We start from the raw sequence: 16300 nt of genomic DNA, 5'->3' as shown, positions 1-16300 counted from the left end.
TAGAAAATACCGCGTTGCAATGCGTCATAACGCCATTGTTCACGACAACGGGTGCGCAGTAATGGGGCGCATCGAGGGCGGGTGGCACCGTAACGGTGCGAAGGAACGCATATAAAAACGGGAGCTGTCAGGCGTCAGAATGAGGGGGATTCAGCGCCTGAATACAGGCCACAATCACGGAAAAAGCCTGCGTCATGTAGCTCTCTTCCACGCTGGCGTAGCCCAGTAATAAACCGCGCTGCGGCGTCGGTTGCAGATAGTAGCTGGAAAGCGGTTTGACCATCACGCCACGGCGCAAAATCGCAGCACTCAATACAACATCATCGATGTGGGAAGGCAGGCTGAGCAGCATATGCAGCCCGGCGTTGCTGTTGTCTCCGACGTAATCTGCCCCCAGATGCTGTTCGATCAGTGACGTCAATAGCGCGCGACGTTTGGCATACAGCAGACGCATACGGCGGATATGCGCGGCGTAGTGGCCTTCGCGGATAAACTGCGCGAGCGTCGCCTGCGTGAGCCAGTGCCCGCCGCGATAGAGTTCTGAATGTGCTGTCTTCAGCGACTGCGCCAGCAGCGGTGGCAGCACCATGTAACTCACACGCAGGCCGGGGTAGAGCGTTTTACTGAATGTGCCGATGTAGATCACCGGCGATTGCGCCTGTAACCCTTGTAACGCGGGAATCGGGCTACCGGAAAAGCGAAACTCGCTGTCGTAATCATCCTCAACGACCCAGCAGCCGTGCTCCTGCGCCAGTGCCAGCAGCCGTTGACGCCGCGCCAGACTCATCACCGCACCCAGCGGATACTGATGTGACGGTGTCACGCAAATCAGGCGTGGGGCATCGTCGGGTGAGAGCGCTTCTGGCGGTACCAGCCCTTGCTCATCCACGTCGACGGGAGCAATGCGCAGACCGTTAATCGTCAGGACATTACGAATGCCCCAATAGCAGGGATCTTCAATCCAGGCCAGATCGCTGGGGTTGCACAGCATTTTAGCCAGCAGATCCATCGCCTGATGAGTGCCTTCGGTAATCAGAATCTGCTCCGGCGTACATTCCACAGAACGGGCGACGCGCAGGTAATCCACCAGTGCCAATTGCAGTTCGGGGCAACCGCCAATCGGCGAATAGGAGAGTTGTTCGGGTCGAACACGCTTTGTCAGGCGCGTTTGAATACGCCGCCATAAATCATGAGGGAAGCTGGCGATATCCGGAATGCCGGGCATAAATGCGCCCCATTGTCGGACAGAAGCACCGGCATAGCCCAGTAGATGCATGCCGCGACGCGAGAGCTCATGTTTAGGCTCACGTATCTCCCCTGCGTTGTCGCTGTTAACCGGCTGCATATTGCCATCGGGTAACTGTTCCGTGACGAAAGTCCCGCTTCCTTTGCGCGCTTCAATATAGCCTTCTGCCAGTAGCTGTTCGTAAGCCGTCAGCACGGTATTGCGCGACAGCGACAACTGCTGCGCCAGATCGCGTGATGACGGCAAACGCTCGCCAGCGGCAATCGCGCCATCAAGAATTGCTAGCCGAATGCAGTCGTACAAACGCTTGTTCAGCGCGCCGTCTTGCTGGTTTGCTAAACGCTGAAGCAATAAGTCGGTCAGAAGTGAGCGCAAAAAGTGGATCCTTCAAATATTAAAAACTGGCACTGGATTATAGAACCATCTCGCGTCTAAATGACATCATCATCTTGCAACTAAACTAGCAATCATCGTTCGACTCACCATCGTTCAACGACTAACCGATGTGTTTGAGATACCGGAGCAGACTATGAAGAATAGCGAACTGAATCAACGCCGTCTGGCCGCCACACCGCGTGGTGTGGGCGTCATGTGTGATTTCTATGCCGAGCGTGCGGAAAACAGCACCCTGTGGGATGTGGAAGGGCGGGAATTTATCGATTTTGCCGCTGGGATTGCGGTACTGAATACTGGCCACCGCCACCCGAAGATTGTCGCGGCGGTACGCGAGCAGTTGGATCGCTTTACCCACACGGCCTACCAGATTGTGCCTTACGGTAGTTATGTCACGTTGGCCGAGCGCATCAACGCGCTGGCACCCATTGACGGTGCGGCAAAGACCACGTTCTTTACCACCGGTGCTGAAGCGGTAGAAAACGCGGTGAAAATCGCTCGCGCATACACCAAACGCCCCGGCGTAATCGCCTTCAACGCGGCGTTCCACGGCCGCACGCTGCTGACGATGACGCTGACGGGCAAAGTGGCACCGTATTCCACAGGGTTCGGCCCGTTCCCCGGCTCTATTTTTCATGCGCTTTATCCGAATGAGAAGCAAGGCATCACCGTTGAACAGGCGTTGGAAAGCGTCGAACGGCTGATGCATACCGACATCGCCGCCGATCAGGTAGCCGCCATTCTGCTGGAACCGGTACAGGGCGAAGGTGGTTTCCACGTCGCGCCACCGGCCTTTATCAGCGGGCTGCGTAAACTGTGCGACGAACATGGCATCCTGCTGATTGCCGACGAAGTGCAGACGGGCTTTGCGCGTACCGGTAAGCTGTTTGCGATGGAATATTACGCGGAGAAAGCGGATCTGATCACCATGGCGAAAAGCTTGGGCGGCGGCTTCCCGATCTCCGGTGTCGTCGGTCGTGTTGACGTCATGGATGCTCCCGCGCCGGGCGGATTGGGCGGCACCTATGCGGGTAACCCACTGTCGGTCGCTTCCGCGCTGGCGGTATTGGACGTGATTGAAGAAGAGAAATTGTGCCAACGCGCACAGCGTCTGGGTGCCGCACTGGTGGAAACGCTGGAGAAAATCAAAGCGCAGTGTCCGGCACTGGTGGCGATTCGTGCACAGGGATCGATGGTGGCGGCTGAGTTTAACGATCCGAATACGGGTAAACCGTCGGCAGAAATTACCCGCCAATTTCAGAAAAGCGCGTTGGAAGCCGGTCTGCTGCTGCTGACTTGTGGCGTACATGGCAACGTGATCCGTTTCCTGTACCCGTTAACGGTGCCTGACGATCAGTTCAGCAAGGCGATGAACATCCTGACGCGCGTATTAACACGATAGAAGAGAAACTATGCAACTGAAATCACCCATTTCATTGAAACAACAAACTTTATTCCGTCAACACTGCCTGATTGACGGCGAGTGGCAAGACAGCCAAAGCGGTGAACGTCTGGATGTCATCAATCCGGCGACGGGCGCGGTGTTGGGTAGCGTACCGTTAGTGACAGTGTCACAAACCGAGCAGGCGATTGCCGCCGCAGAGTTGGCGTTAGTTGAATGGCGTAAGAAGACAGGAAAAGAACGAGCCGCGCTATTGCAGGCGTGGGCGCGCCTGATTATGGACAATCAGGAGGATCTGGCTGTGTTGCTGACGGCGGAGCAGGGAAAACCGTTGGCGGAAGCGCGGGGCGAAATCGCCTATGCGACCAGCTTTATCGACTGGTTTGCGGAAGAAGCCAAGCGTATTGAAGGCAGCGTGCTGCAATCACCGCAGGGGCAACAGCGCTTGCTGGTCATCAAGCAGCCGATTGGCGTGTGTGCGGCGATTACGCCGTGGAATTTCCCTGCGGCGATGATCACGCGTAAGGTCGGGCCCGCGCTGGCGGCCGGCTGCACGATGATCGTTAAACCTGCCGAGCAGACACCGTTTACCGCACTTGCGCTGGCGGAGCTGGCGCAGCAGGCCGGTATTCCGCGCGGCGTATTGCAGGTCATCGTCGGCGATGCGCAGTCGGTCGGTAAAGTGCTGTGCGATAGCCCGGTGGTGCGCAAGCTGAGCTTCACGGGTTCGACGGAAGTAGGCCGCATTCTGATGGCGCAGAGTGCGCCGACGGTGAAAAAGCTGTCGCTGGAGCTGGGCGGCAACGCGCCGTTTATCGTATTCGATGATGCTGATGTGGATCAGGCGGTGAAAGGCATTCTGGCCTCCAAGTTCCGCAACAGCGGGCAGACCTGCGTCTGCGCCAACCGAATCTACGTGCAAGAGGGTATTTATCCAGCGCTTGTCGAACGGCTGGTTGAGGAAGTGCGCAAGTTGAAGGTCGGCGACGGTACGCAGTTGGGTGTGACGCAGGGGCCGCTGATTGATGCCGATGCGGTCAGCAAGGTTGAGCAACACATTGCTGATGCGTTATCGCTCGGGGCAACGCTGCTGCTGGGCGGTAAACGCCATGAACTGGGCGGCACGTTCTTCACGCCAACCATCGTCGGCGGGGTGACGCGCGAGATGCGCTTCGCCCGTGAAGAGACGTTCGGGCCTGTGGCACCGCTGTTTCGCTTCAGCGATGAAGCCGAAGCGATTGCGATGGCAAACGATACCGAGTTTGGGTTGGCAGCTTATGTCTACACGCGTGATGCCGTGCGTCAGTGGACGGTGCCGGAAGCGCTGGATTATGGCATGGTCGGCATTAATACCGGGTTGATCTCGAATGAAGTCGCGCCGTTTGGCGGGGTGAAGCAGTCTGGGCTGGGGCGTGAAGGGTCACGTTTCGGTATCGAGGACTATCTGGAAATGAAATATCTCTGCGTCGATCTTTCACGGTAGGCCGTCGGTAAGAAACGCGTGTCGATAGCCCCTATCGGCACGCGCACACCAGACGCGCAATGTGTCTGGATGGTGCAAGGCAATGGTGGCTTGCACCACAACATGGCAAAAATGGCGAAATGGCATCAGATATAGAGGATGGTTGTGTATCTCTGACGCTTCTCCTCACCGTTCCCGCCGTCGTGGCAGTAAAACATCAATAAAATTTTCGAATTGGCACAATTTATGCTCATATCTCCTTGCATGATTATCATGATACATGATGCATCAAAATAGCAGTCTGCAAAATTGTGGTTCGTATTTGACCTTATTACGTTGGCTAACACTCCAGGAGCGAAACTATGACCCTATTCAACCCCATGTCCAAATTTACCAACACATCCAAAGCGAAAGGCCTCTTCAACCGTCCGATACTGAAGAAAATGGCGGTCACGGCCTTTCTGGTGACGATGGCCTGTCAGGCGCAGGCGGAATCCGTCACGGTGATCTCATTCGGCGGGTTAAACAAGGATGCGCAGGATAAGGCATTTTACAAACCGTTCGCTGCGGCGGGCAAAGGCACGGTGGAAGCCGGTGAGTATAACGGTGAAATGGCGCGTATCCGGGCGATGGTGGAAACCGGACAGGTAGGCTGGGACGTCGTGGAAGTCGAAGGTCCTGAACTGATGCGTGGCTGTAGTGAAGGGCTGTTTGAACCGTTGGACTGGTCAAAACTGGGCGACCAATCTCAGTTTGTCAAAGGTGCGGTGACCGAGTGCGGTGCGGGGATCTTCCTGTGGTCTACCGTGCTGACCTACAACGCAGAGAAGCTGAAACAGGCACCGAAAAGTTGGGCTGACTTCTGGAATGTGAAAGATTACCCCGGTAAACGTGCACTGCGTAAAAGTGCCAAATTTACGTTGGAAATTGCGCTGCTGGCCGATGGTGTGAAGCGTGACGATCTCTACACGGTGTTGGCGACGCCAGAAGGTGTCGAGCGCGCCTTTAAGAAATTGAATCAGATCAAATCGAATATCCAGTGGTGGGAATCCGGCGCACAGCCGCTGCAATGGCTGGTGTCGGGCGATGTGGTGATGACCTCCGCGTATAACGGCCGTGTCGCGGCGGCGCAAAAAGAAGGACATGACTTCAAGATTGTTTGGGCTGATAGCATTTACGATCTGGATAGCTGGGCGATCGTCAAAGGCTCCAAGCACAAGGCACTGGCTGAGCAGTTTATCGCGTTTGCCAACCAGCCGGAAAACCAGAAGGTATTCGCCGAAAACATCCCGTATGGCCCGACGCACGTCAAAACCACCAGCCTGCTGGCACCGGCCGTTGCGGTTAATCTACCGACCGCACCGGATAATCTGGCACAGGCCTTGCAAGTCGATACAGAGTTTTGGATCGATCACGGCGAAGAGCTGGAGCAACGTTTTAATGCCTGGGCCGCGCAGTAACGCCGCAGTGAGTGACCGTACGTGATGATGGAGAAAGAGCCTATGTCCCAAAGCGATGTCGTCGCCGCTGTAGCGTCTGGCGGAAACGAAGAAAATTCAACCTTGAAGCAGCAACTGTGGCTCGCGCAGAAAGCCTATAAAAAACGCTCTCTGCTGCTGATTGCACCGCTGTTTCTGTTTATCGTGGTGAGTTTTCTCTTCCCGATCACCTCGATTTTGGGGAAAAGCGTCTCCAACCCAGAATTGCGCGACAATATGCCACAGACCATTGCCGCGATGCGGCAATGGTCGGGCAAAGCTGTACCGGATGAAGCCGTCTTTCGGGCGCTGGTTAGCGATCTGCGCGATGCCCGCAGCAGCGGTAAGTTAAGCACGATCACTAAACGGTTAGGGTATGAAGGGGCGGAATACCGTACGCTGATTACCCGTACACTGCGTAAGCTGCCTGCCGAGGGCAGCGGCGACATACGCGCTCAATTAATACGCGAACAGCCCATGTGGGGCGAGTTGGCGACCTGGCAAACGTTCGATCGCGCCGCGCGGCCTTTCACCAGCTATTACCTATTGGCGGTGTTTGACCAAAAAGTCGATGCCACCACGCAACACATTGTCCCGCAGCCTGCCGATCAGGCGTTGTACGTCGACGTGCTGCTGCGTACGCTGCTAATGGCGGGTGTGGTGACGCTGCTGTGCGTGGGGCTGGGATATCCGCTGGCCTATTGGCTGGCAAAACAGCCGTCTAACCGCGCCAATTTGTTGCTGATTCTGGTGCTACTGCCGTTCTGGACATCGCTGATCGTACGCACCGCGAGCTGGATTGTGCTGTTGCAGTCCGGTGGGCTGATCAACCGTTCGCTGATGCATATCGGCATGATCGACGAGCCGCTGGTGCTGGTGTTCAACCGCATCGGTGTCTACATCTCAATGACTCACATTCTGCTGCCGTTCTTCATTTTACCGCTGTACGCGGTGATGAAAGGCATTTCCCCGAACTACGTACGCGCGGCGATTTCGCTGGGGGCGCATCCGTTTATCGCCTTCTGGCGGGTTTACGTGCCGCAAACCTACGCGGGCGTGACGGCAGGGGCGCTGCTGGTCTTTATGATGGCGATTGGCTACTACATTACGCCTGCGCTGCTGGGCGGGCCGAGTGACCAGATGCTGAGTTATTTTGTCGCGTTCTTCACCAATACCACCATGAACTGGGGAATGGCGGCCGCGCTGGGGACGCAGTTGCTGATCATCGTTACGTTGCTGTATGTCGTGTACATCCGTGTCACGCGCACCAATGCGGAAGCCGCGGCGCACTAAGCACACCTTATATTGGGGAGATAACAAATGAGACAGCAGGGTGAAGTGGTGATCCGTCTGTGGAACACGTTCTTTAATTTCTATGGGGCGGCGATGCTGTTGTTTTTAATCGTGCCCGTACTGGTGATTGTGCCGCTCTCGTTTAATGCCGGTTCGTTTCTGAGTTATCCGCTGACGGGATTTTCCCTACGCTGGTATCGCGAGTTTTTCAACTCCAGCGAATGGCTCGGGGCGCTGGGCAACAGCCTGCTAATTGCGCCGCTTGCCACGCTGCTGGCGACGGTGCTCGGCGTGCTGGCGTCGGTCGGGCTGGTACGCGGTGAGTTTCGTGGGAAGTCGCTGGTGATGGCGGTACTGATTTCACCGATGATTGCGCCGGTAGTGATTGTTGCCGTAGGGATGTTTTTCTTTTTCGCCAAACTGTCGCTGCTGAATAGCTATCTGGGGTTGGTACTGGCCCATGCGATGCTCGGCGTGCCGTTCGTGGTGATTACGGTCACGGCGGTATTGAAGAACTACGATCACAACCTGACGCGAGCCGCCGCCAGCCTGGGTGCTTCGCCGCTGCTGGCTTTTCGCAAGGTCACGTTCCCGCTGATTGCCCCCGGCGTGTTCTCAGGGGCGCTCTTTGCCTTCGCGACCTCGTTTGATGAGGTGATCGTCACGCTGTTCCTCGCCAGCCCGCGCCAGCGCACGCTGCCGCTACAGATGTTTGCTGGTATCCGCGAAAACCTCGACCCGACGATAGCCGCTGCCGCCACCATGATGGTGGGCGCTGCGCTCGTCCTGCTCATCGTGATGGAGATTTTACGCCGCCGCTCGGAGCGTTTACGGAGTGGGGGATAAGGTGGGGAATCGCACCACGTTATGGGGGGTGTTTAGTTTGTTTCGTGCGCGTTGAGATCGCGTTTCTCCCTTTGCATAGGAGAGCGCACGACCAAGGGCGGCTCAGTTGCCGTCGCCCTTGGAACCCTGGCTTTTTGGCGGTACATGATGCCGCTACGCGGTGCCTTCAGAGATAACGTTTTCCTGACGGACCGCCAGTGACGCGTTCCCGACGCGGCACTGGCTTTCGCAGCATCCATGCTGCTCATCCTGAAAAACGTTTTCTCTTCAGCATCATTCTACGCCAAGGAGAAAAATCGCTTTTTCGCTGAAAATTCCTTCAGCTTTTTTTAAAACCCAATTGATGATGCATCAAACACCATTTTGATGTGTGCTATGTAAAAAATGATTGTACAAAGGCTCAGGAGATTCGGTATGACAGTGCAAAAAACACTCTTGCTGACCGGCGCTAGCCGGGGAATCGGGCATGCCACCGTTAAGCATTTTCACGCGGCGGGGTGGCGGATCTTTACCGCGTCGCGCCAAAACTGGGCGGAAGAGTGCCCGTGGGCGGAAAAATTGCTTAATCACATTCATCTCGATCTGGAAGATATCGACAGCCTGCAACAGACGCTGCCGCTGATTAAAGAAAAGCTGGGCGGGCGGTTGGATGCGCTGGTCGATAACGCAGGGATTTCACCAAAGGGTGTCGACGGGCAGCGTCTGGGCGTGCGCGACACGGACTATGCGACCTGGCTGCGGGTCTTCAACGTCAATCTGTTTTCCTGCGCGCTGCTGGCAAACGGCTTGTTTGACGAGCTAAAAGCGTCACAGGGCTGCGTGATTAATGTGACCTCGATTGCCGGATCGCGCGTTCATCCCTTTGCCGGCGTGGCTTACGCCACGTCAAAAGCGGCGCTGTCTGCGCTAACGCGGGAAATGGCCTTTGATTTTGGCCCACACGGCGTTCGCGTGAATGCGATTGCGCCGGGGGAAATTGAAACGTCGATTCTGTCACCGGGGACGGACGACATTATTGAGCGTCAGGTGCCGATGCAGCGTTTAGGTAAACCCGAAGAGGTAGCAAGCCTGATCTATTTTCTCTGCACTTCCGGGGCTTCTTATGTCAACGGCGCGGAAATCCACGTTAACGGAGGGCAGCATGTCTGACGGACGACGCACTGTACTTTTTCCCACGTTTCCTTCCGAGGCGTCCAATCAGCCGATTTTTGCCGACGTTGCATCGCATGGCGATGAGCTGATGACGCAGGCGGCACCGCAGGTTTCCTGTCAGCAGGCATTGGCTATCGCGCAGCAAGAATATGGCTTGTCTGGGCAGATGGCGCTGCTTCAGGGCGAGCGTGATATGAATTTCTGCCTGACGGTCACGCCCGATGAACGCTACATGCTGAAAGTCATCAATGCGGCGGAGCCTCCCGACGTCAGTGATTTTCAGACCGCGTTGCTACTGCATCTTGCTCAGCAGGCACCCGAATTGCCCGTACCGCGCATCAGGCCGACAACAGCGGGTCAGCCAGAAACGTGCGTTGAAATTGATGGCGTACTGCTGCGCGTGCGGCTGGTGAGCTATCTCGCAGGCATGCCGCACTATCTGGCTTCGCCTTCAACGGCACTGATGCCGCAACTGGGGGGCACGCTGGCGCAGTTGGACAATGCGCTTCACGGCTTTACGCATCCGGCGGCGAATCGTTCTCTACTGTGGGATATCAGCCGCGCAGAGCAGGTGCGTCCTTATCTCGATTTCGTTCCTGAGCGACAGCAGTATCAGCATCTTCAGCGCACTTTTGACCGTTATGACAGTCATGTCGCGCCTGAATTGACGACGCTACGCCGCCAGGTCATTCATAACGATCTGAACCCGCATAACGTGCTGGTCGACGGTTCGTCTCCGACGCGGGTCACCGGCATTATCGATTTTGGCGATGCCGTCTTTGCCCCGCTAATCTGCGAAGTGGCGACGGCGCTGGCGTACCAGATTGGCGATGGCGCGGACCTGCTGGAACAGGTTGTGCCGTTTATTGCCGCCTATCACCAGCACAGACCGCTGACATCGGCGGAGATCGCGCTGTTACCGGATTTGATTGCGACCCGCATGGCGCTGACCCTGACGATTGCGCAGTGGCGTGCATCACGCTATCCCGACAATCGGGAATATCTGCTGCGCAATGTGCCGCGCTGCTGGCACAGTTTGCAGCGCATCGCGACCTATTCCCATACCCAGTTTGTGACTCGCCTACAGCAGGTTTGCCCGGAGAACGCGCGATGAATCAGAGAGAAATCACGCCTGAAATGACCACGACAGAGGCGTTGCTGGCGCGCCGTCAGCGAGTATTGGGCAGCGGCTACCGCCTGTTTTATGAAGAACCCCTGCACGTTGCACGCGGTGAGGGCGTGTGGCTGGTCGATCATCAGGGGAAACGCTATCTGGATGTGTATAACAATGTGGCCTCGGTTGGGCATTGCCATCCGGCAGTGGTTGAGGCGATGGCGCGACAGAGCGCACAGCTCAATACCCACACGCGATACTTGCACCCTGCAATTGTTGATTTCGCGGAAGATCTGCTGAGTGAATTTCCTGCCGAGTTGAACAACGTGATGCTGACCTGTACTGGCAGTGAAGCTAACGATCTGGCGTTGCGTATTGCCCGACATGCGACGGGGGGAACGGGCGTGTTGGTAACGCGCTGGGCGTATCACGGCGTGACCAGCGCGCTGGCAGAACTGTCGCCGTCGCTGGGGGATGGTGTGGCGCGCGGCACTCACGTGAAGCTGATCGAGCCGCCGGATACCTATCGTCAGCCCGGTGCATTTCTTCGCAGTATTCGTGATGCCCTGGCGCAGATGCAGCAGGAAGGCATTCGTCCTGCCGCGCTGTTGATCGATACGATTTTTTCCAGCGATGGCGTGTTCTGCGCGCCGGAAGGTGAAATGGTGCAGGCGGCGGCGCTGATCCGTCAGGCGGGCGGACTGTTTATCGCGGATGAAGTGCAGCCGGGTTTTGGGCGCACGGGGGAATCAATGTGGGGCTTTGCGCGTCACGGTGTTGTCCCCGATCTGGTGAGCTTAGGGAAACCGATGGGCAACGGGCATCCGATTGCTGGATTGGTTGGGCGCTCTGCACTGTTCGATGCATTTGGGCGAGATGTCCGCTATTTCAATACGTTCGGCGGTAATCCGGTGTCCTGTCTGGCGGCGCACGCGGTGCTGCGGGTGATTCGCGAAGAGCAGTTGCAGCAGAATGCCCTGCGGGTTGGTGATTATCTGCGGCAAGGGTTGCAACAACTGGCGCAGGATTTCCCGCTGATTGGAGATATTCGGGCTTACGGTTTGTTTATTGGCGTAGAACTGGTCAGCGATCGTGAAAGTAAAGCGCCTGCAAGTGAATCTGCGTCGCAGGTCGTGAATATCATGCGCCAGCGCGGTGTGCTGATCAGCGCAACGGGGCCAGCGGCGAACGTGCTGAAAATCCGCCCGCCGCTGGTGTTTAAGATAGAACACGCCGATGTCTTTTTAACCACGTTGAGCGACGTGTTAACGGTCATCGACACCCGCACGTGGGAATAATCAGTCGCGCGGGTGGCGTGAAAAGGGAAGGGGATTAGATACGGAATGCTGCAACGGCATGGCTGAGTTCATCCGCACGCTCGGACAGCGAACTGGCGGCCGCGGCGGCTTCGTTCACCAGCGCGGCGTTTTGCTGCGTGACCGTTTCCATCTGTGAAATCGCGATATTAATCTGTCCGATGCCCAGACTTTGTTCATTGCTGGCGGTGGAGATTTCGGTCACGATCGATGCCACGTGTTTGATGTCTTCCACCACGCTTTGAATTGTGCTGCCCGCATCGATGACCGCATGGTGTCCACGGTTTGCCTGTTCGACGGATGTCCCGATCAGTTCTTTGATCTCTTTAGCCGCGCTGGCGCTGCGCTGTGCCAATGTGCGCACTTCACCCGCGACCACCGCAAAGCCTCTGCCCTGTTCACCCGCTCGAGCGGCTTCCACGGCGGCGTTCAGTGCGAGGATGTTGGTCTGGAATGCGATTCCGTCGATCACGCTGATAATATTGGTGATTTTCTCTGCGGATGACACCATCTGCTGCATCACGGATGTCACATCGCCCATCATCTTGCCGCCGTCAACAGCGCGCTGTGAGGCGGTGGTTGCCAACTGGCTGGCGTGAGCGGCATGGGTGGCATTCTGTTTGACCGAGGACGTCATTTGTTCCATTGATGCCGCGGTTTCTTCCAGTGAACTCGCCTGCTGCTCGGTTCGTGAGGAGAGATCGATATTACCGCTGCTGATCTGGCTGGATGCGGTTGCAATAATGTCGGCGTTGCTGTGTACACGCTCTACGATATCGGTTAGGTTCAGCACCATTTCCCGCAGTGCAGTTTGCAGCTGTCCCATTTCATCGTTCGACGTAATTTCGATGCGGTGCGTCAAATCGCCATTTGCCACTTTTCTGGCTAAATCTACGGCATTTTTTATCGGTACGGCAATCGAGAGAATCAATCGCCAGCCTGATAGGGCAACGATAACGATCCCCGCCAAAAGGGTAATCACTACGGAAAGTAATATATTACTGAAACTACTTTGTGACTCGCTATACAGTTCCTCCCCCACGTCCGATTGTAATTTTATCAATTGGTCGGCAATCTTCTGCAGCGGGGCGTATTCGCTTTTTAGTGTGTGGTTAATAATATATTCCAGCGCCTCTTTGTCATTTTTTTGTATTGCATGAATGGCGGGAAGGATAACTTTTTCATTGTACTGTTTGTATAAGACAACGTACTGTTCCTCTAATGTTTGTTCATCGCCTGTTAAATAGGTTTTGCTGTACAAATCCCATTGCACATCATAAATCTTTTGTGCTTCTTTGATGTGCTCCAACCCCGTCTTGACGTCGTTCGGCTGTGAGAGGTCAACGCTGGCGATTTCAAACATCACGTTGTTCATCTGTCTGGTTACATTGCCCAGATACTCCAGAGCGACCAGCCGATCCTGATACAGTGTTTTCATCGACTGGTTGGTATTGTTCATGCCAAAAAGCCCGATAAGAGAGACAACCAAAAGCAGTAATGCCATTAATGACATTACTGATATTAATTTAAATTTAATGCTCATAAGTACCTCTGAATTACTCCGGGACAAGGAGCGGAATTCTTATATCGACAAAGAAAAGAGAATATTTATGTTGGGATAAACTAAAATTTAAAAATGGCGTCAAGGGACTTGCGATAGCGTCAATTTACATTGTTTTATAAATAGAATAGTATTCTATGCTGGTTGGTGGAAAAATAATTGCTATATTATCCTGTCTGGAAAGGTAGTGTTACAGCTAACTGATGGAAATAATCGTTAAGGTAACGCCATCGTTGTCCTTTTTTAAAAAACCAGATGCATTTAATTTTAAAAAAAATGAAACAAAACCAAAGTGAGAGAGACCTCTTGCTTGCCCGTGGCATGACCGGAGCTAGCGGGTTGAGCCACGGCACGCTATTGATCGATAGCAATAAAAGCCAGCATCGTTTCGCTGCCGTCCAGAATATCGGATTGGATTGCCTGTCGAGCGGCGCTGGCATCGCGCTGCTGTAGCGCCGCGAAGACCTCTTCGTGATGTTCGATCGCCATCTGAACGGAAAAATGTGCATAGGCCTGTGCAATTAGCGGGCCCGTACGCATCCACAGGCTGCCGATAAATTGCGTCAACAGCGGCATACGCGCCGCCTGCGCCAGAAACAGATGAAATTCGCTATTTAACCGCAGCGCTTCGCGTAGATTTTTCTCGTCAATCGCCAGACGATTCTGGCGAATATTCTCTTCAATCTGCCCCCGCATCTTCGGCGTAATGTGCGCGGCAGCCTGCTCGGCCCCCGTGCCTTCCAGCGCCAGCCGCAATGTGCGGATTTCGATAAACTGGGCTTCGGTCAATTGAGGGACGCGGATATCGCGCGGCGTCTTGAGCACCAGCGCCTGTTCTTTCGCCAGTTGCAGGATCGCATCTCGCACCGGCGTGACGCTGGTACCAACCTGTGCGGCGAGCTCCCGTATTCTCAGGCGATCATCCGGTTTGAGTTGGCCGGTAATTAACGCCTCACGCAGCATGGTATAAACGCTGGAGCCCAGATAGCTGTGATTGATCTGCCCAATTGGATAATTCACTGTTCCCCCAGAGAGAAGCGCCACGCAACGTGATGAGATAAACATGAGTTCGCGCCGCAACAAACTGCGACGATGAGGCGTTAATATACAATATGATGCATCAACGAGGCTATGGGTGTGTATCGCACGGGTGAAGAATCGACAAGAAAAGATCATGAAATACGCAGTAGGGTATGACAAGGCGTAACCAATCTAAAATTATTGGTTAAGGAAATATTTTATCGCGACTTAACGCAAACCCATTGTCATAAAATTATATATTACCTGACATATTGAGCTTGGTAATTAACGGTTCTACTATGCCGAAAAAATTATTATCATCAGGGATGAAGCTATGCGTGGTTTTTTCAGGCTGATTTTTATCATGCCTGCGCTATTTTCTTATACCGTATTTTCCGCGTCGCTTAATCCGGCAGACAGAAATGATATTCAGCAGCGGCAGGCCGAAGTGATTGACCAATCTCGGCAGCAGCGCGAAGCCTTATTGCAGTTAAATCAACCTCAAACGACGATAAATCCCAATGGCGGAAGCGATGCTGGGCACTGCTTTTTCATTAAAGATATTCATTATCACAATAGCTCCTTGCTGCGTGAAAAAGATAAAAACAGGTTAAATAAAGATTATATTAATCGTTGTCTTAATGTTAATGATATAAATCAGCTGATTCATGACGTCAGTAATTGGTATATCGAACGGGGTTATATCACCAGTCGAGCCTTTATTGCTGAGCAAGATCTTTCTGGCGGCGTATTGCAGATCGATATTCTGGAAGGTCGCCTCGAATCTATCAATCTTAATAACCAATCGACGTGGGCATTAAAGCAGGTTTTCCCGGGGCTGGAAGGTGACATTCTCAATCTCCGAGATATTGAGCAGGGCATGGAACAGCTCAACCGTATGCCGACGCAGCAGGTGAGCATCGAAATTCAGCCCAGCAGTCAGCCCGGCTATTCCATCGTCAACCTGACCAGCAAAAAGCAAATTCCGCTGACGGCAAATATCGGTTTTGATAATAGCGGGCAGAAAAGTACCGGAGAGCGACAGCTAAGCGGCGGCCTGTGGGCGGATAACGTGCTGGGACTGGCCGACCAGTGGTTTGTCAACGGCGGGCACAGCAGCGAGTTTCGCGATAGCCGCAATGTCGAGAGCTTACAAGCGGGCGTGTCGTTGCCCTATGGTTACTGGACGCTCAGCTACGACTACTCGCAAAGCCGCTATCGCAATGACTTCATCAACCGGGATTTTGTCTGGCATTCCACGGGAGACAGCCAGACGCACCGCGCCACGCTGTCACGTGTGGTGTTTCGCAACGGCGACATGAAAACCAGCCTCTCGGCGGGTCTGTCGCACCGTATCGGGCAGAATTACCTGAACGATGTCCTGCTGCAATCCAGCAGCCGTAAACTCAGCAGCGCGATTATCGGCATCAACCACAGCCAGAAACTGTGGGGCGGGCTGGCGACGCTCAATCCTGCTTACAGCAGAGGAACGCGCTGGTTCGGCGCTGAAAGCGATGAAGGGAAATCTGATGATGCGCTGCGCGCCGAATTCAACAAGGTGACGCTGGCGGCCAGTTATTACTACCCGATTGCTGACAACCTTCATTATCTCACCAACCTCTACGGCCAGTACTCACCGCAGCGCCTGTATGGCAGCGAGCAGGTAACGCTGGGCGGGGAAACCTCCGTTCGCGGTTTCAAAGAGCAGTATCTCTCAGGCAATCGTGGCGGCTACTGGCGCAACGAACTCAACTGGCGAGCAGCGCAGCTGCCGCTGCTAGGCAGCGTCACTCTGACGGCGGCGGTAGACGGCGGGCATCTCTCTTCACATCAGGCCGACAGCGAATCGGCGGGCACGCTGTGGGGCGCGGCGCTAGGCGCGGGTATCGCGAATCAATATCTATCACAACAAATCACGGTTGGCTGGCCATTGGCACACCCTGACTGGCTAAAACCGGATAGCGCCGTGGTGTATTACCGCGTTGGGCTATCGTTTTAATTATTCATTTTTAATTTT

At 54.8% G+C, this 16300-nt stretch carries 12 protein-coding genes; 9 read left to right on the top strand and 3 right to left on the bottom strand.

Features of this window, described 5'->3' with window-relative positions:
- Window positions 1-127 precede the first annotated feature (127 nt).
- Window positions 128-1621 carry a MocR-like pyridoxine biosynthesis transcription factor PdxR gene (gene pdxR, locus IG609_RS10770; protein WP_193400781.1) on the bottom strand — a complete coding sequence of 498 codons (1494 nt, stop codon included), beginning with the start codon at window positions 1619-1621 and terminating at the stop codon, window positions 128-130.
- A 154-nt stretch (window positions 1622-1775) separates the two neighbouring features.
- Here pdxR and IG609_RS10765 point away from each other — a divergent pair, with 154 nt between their 5' ends.
- From IG609_RS10765 to IG609_RS10730, 8 genes are all read left to right on the top strand, one after another.
- Window positions 1776-3041: a 4-aminobutyrate--2-oxoglutarate transaminase gene (locus tag IG609_RS10765; protein WP_102116460.1), complete on the top strand. Its 1266-nt coding sequence runs from the start codon at window positions 1776-1778 to the stop codon at window positions 3039-3041.
- 10 nt (window positions 3042-3051) lie between these two features.
- Window positions 3052-4524 carry an NAD-dependent succinate-semialdehyde dehydrogenase gene (locus tag IG609_RS10760; RefSeq protein WP_193396988.1) on the top strand — a complete coding sequence of 491 codons (1473 nt, stop codon included), beginning with the start codon at window positions 3052-3054 and terminating at the stop codon, window positions 4522-4524.
- Between the two features lie 359 nt (window positions 4525-4883).
- The gene (locus tag IG609_RS10755; protein ID WP_193400791.1) at window positions 4884-5963 is read left to right on the top strand and encodes an ABC transporter substrate-binding protein; all 1080 of its coding nucleotides are present in this window, start codon (window positions 4884-4886) and stop codon (window positions 5961-5963) included.
- A gap of 42 nt (window positions 5964-6005) precedes the next feature.
- Entirely contained in the window at window positions 6006-7274 is a 1269-nt protein-coding gene (locus tag IG609_RS10750) for an ABC transporter permease (protein WP_193396987.1), read from the top strand.
- A gap of 27 nt (window positions 7275-7301) precedes the next feature.
- A complete protein-coding gene (locus IG609_RS10745; RefSeq protein ID WP_039509570.1) occupies window positions 7302-8120 on the top strand; it encodes an ABC transporter permease in 819 nt (272 codons plus the stop codon).
- A 414-nt stretch (window positions 8121-8534) separates the two neighbouring features.
- Entirely contained in the window at window positions 8535-9269 is a 735-nt protein-coding gene (locus IG609_RS10740; protein WP_014915573.1) for an SDR family NAD(P)-dependent oxidoreductase, read from the top strand.
- On the top strand, window positions 9262-10386 hold the full coding sequence (locus tag IG609_RS10735) for a phosphotransferase (protein WP_193400783.1): 1125 nt from the start codon (window positions 9262-9264) through the stop codon (window positions 10384-10386). The genes IG609_RS10740 and IG609_RS10735 overlap by 8 nt, the downstream gene beginning before the upstream one ends.
- Window positions 10383-11684 (top strand): aspartate aminotransferase family protein, encoded by a 1302-nt coding sequence (locus IG609_RS10730; protein ID WP_193400784.1) that lies wholly within the window; start codon window positions 10383-10385, stop codon window positions 11682-11684. The genes IG609_RS10735 and IG609_RS10730 overlap by 4 nt, the downstream gene beginning before the upstream one ends.
- A gap of 34 nt (window positions 11685-11718) precedes the next feature.
- On the opposite strand, the gene IG609_RS10725 is transcribed toward IG609_RS10730, so the two are convergent.
- Both IG609_RS10725 and IG609_RS10720 read right to left on the bottom strand, forming a co-directional pair.
- Window positions 11719-13245 carry a methyl-accepting chemotaxis protein gene (locus IG609_RS10725; protein ID WP_193396984.1) on the bottom strand — a complete coding sequence of 509 codons (1527 nt, stop codon included), beginning with the start codon at window positions 13243-13245 and terminating at the stop codon, window positions 11719-11721.
- A gap of 372 nt (window positions 13246-13617) precedes the next feature.
- Entirely contained in the window at window positions 13618-14283 is a 666-nt protein-coding gene (locus IG609_RS10720; protein ID WP_193400787.1) for a GntR family transcriptional regulator, read from the bottom strand.
- 334 nt (window positions 14284-14617) lie between these two features.
- Between IG609_RS10720 and IG609_RS10715 the strand changes: the two genes are divergently transcribed.
- Entirely contained in the window at window positions 14618-16282 is a 1665-nt protein-coding gene (locus tag IG609_RS10715) for a ShlB/FhaC/HecB family hemolysin secretion/activation protein (RefSeq protein ID WP_193400789.1), read from the top strand.
- The last annotated feature ends 18 nt before the right edge of the window (window positions 16283-16300 follow it).

The sequence above is a fragment of the Pectobacterium quasiaquaticum genome, from assembly GCF_014946775.2.
Lineage (GTDB): Bacteria > Pseudomonadota > Gammaproteobacteria > Enterobacterales > Enterobacteriaceae > Pectobacterium > Pectobacterium aquaticum.
Note: the sequence above shows the minus strand (reverse complement) of the source record. Positions and strands in the feature narration are given on the sequence as shown.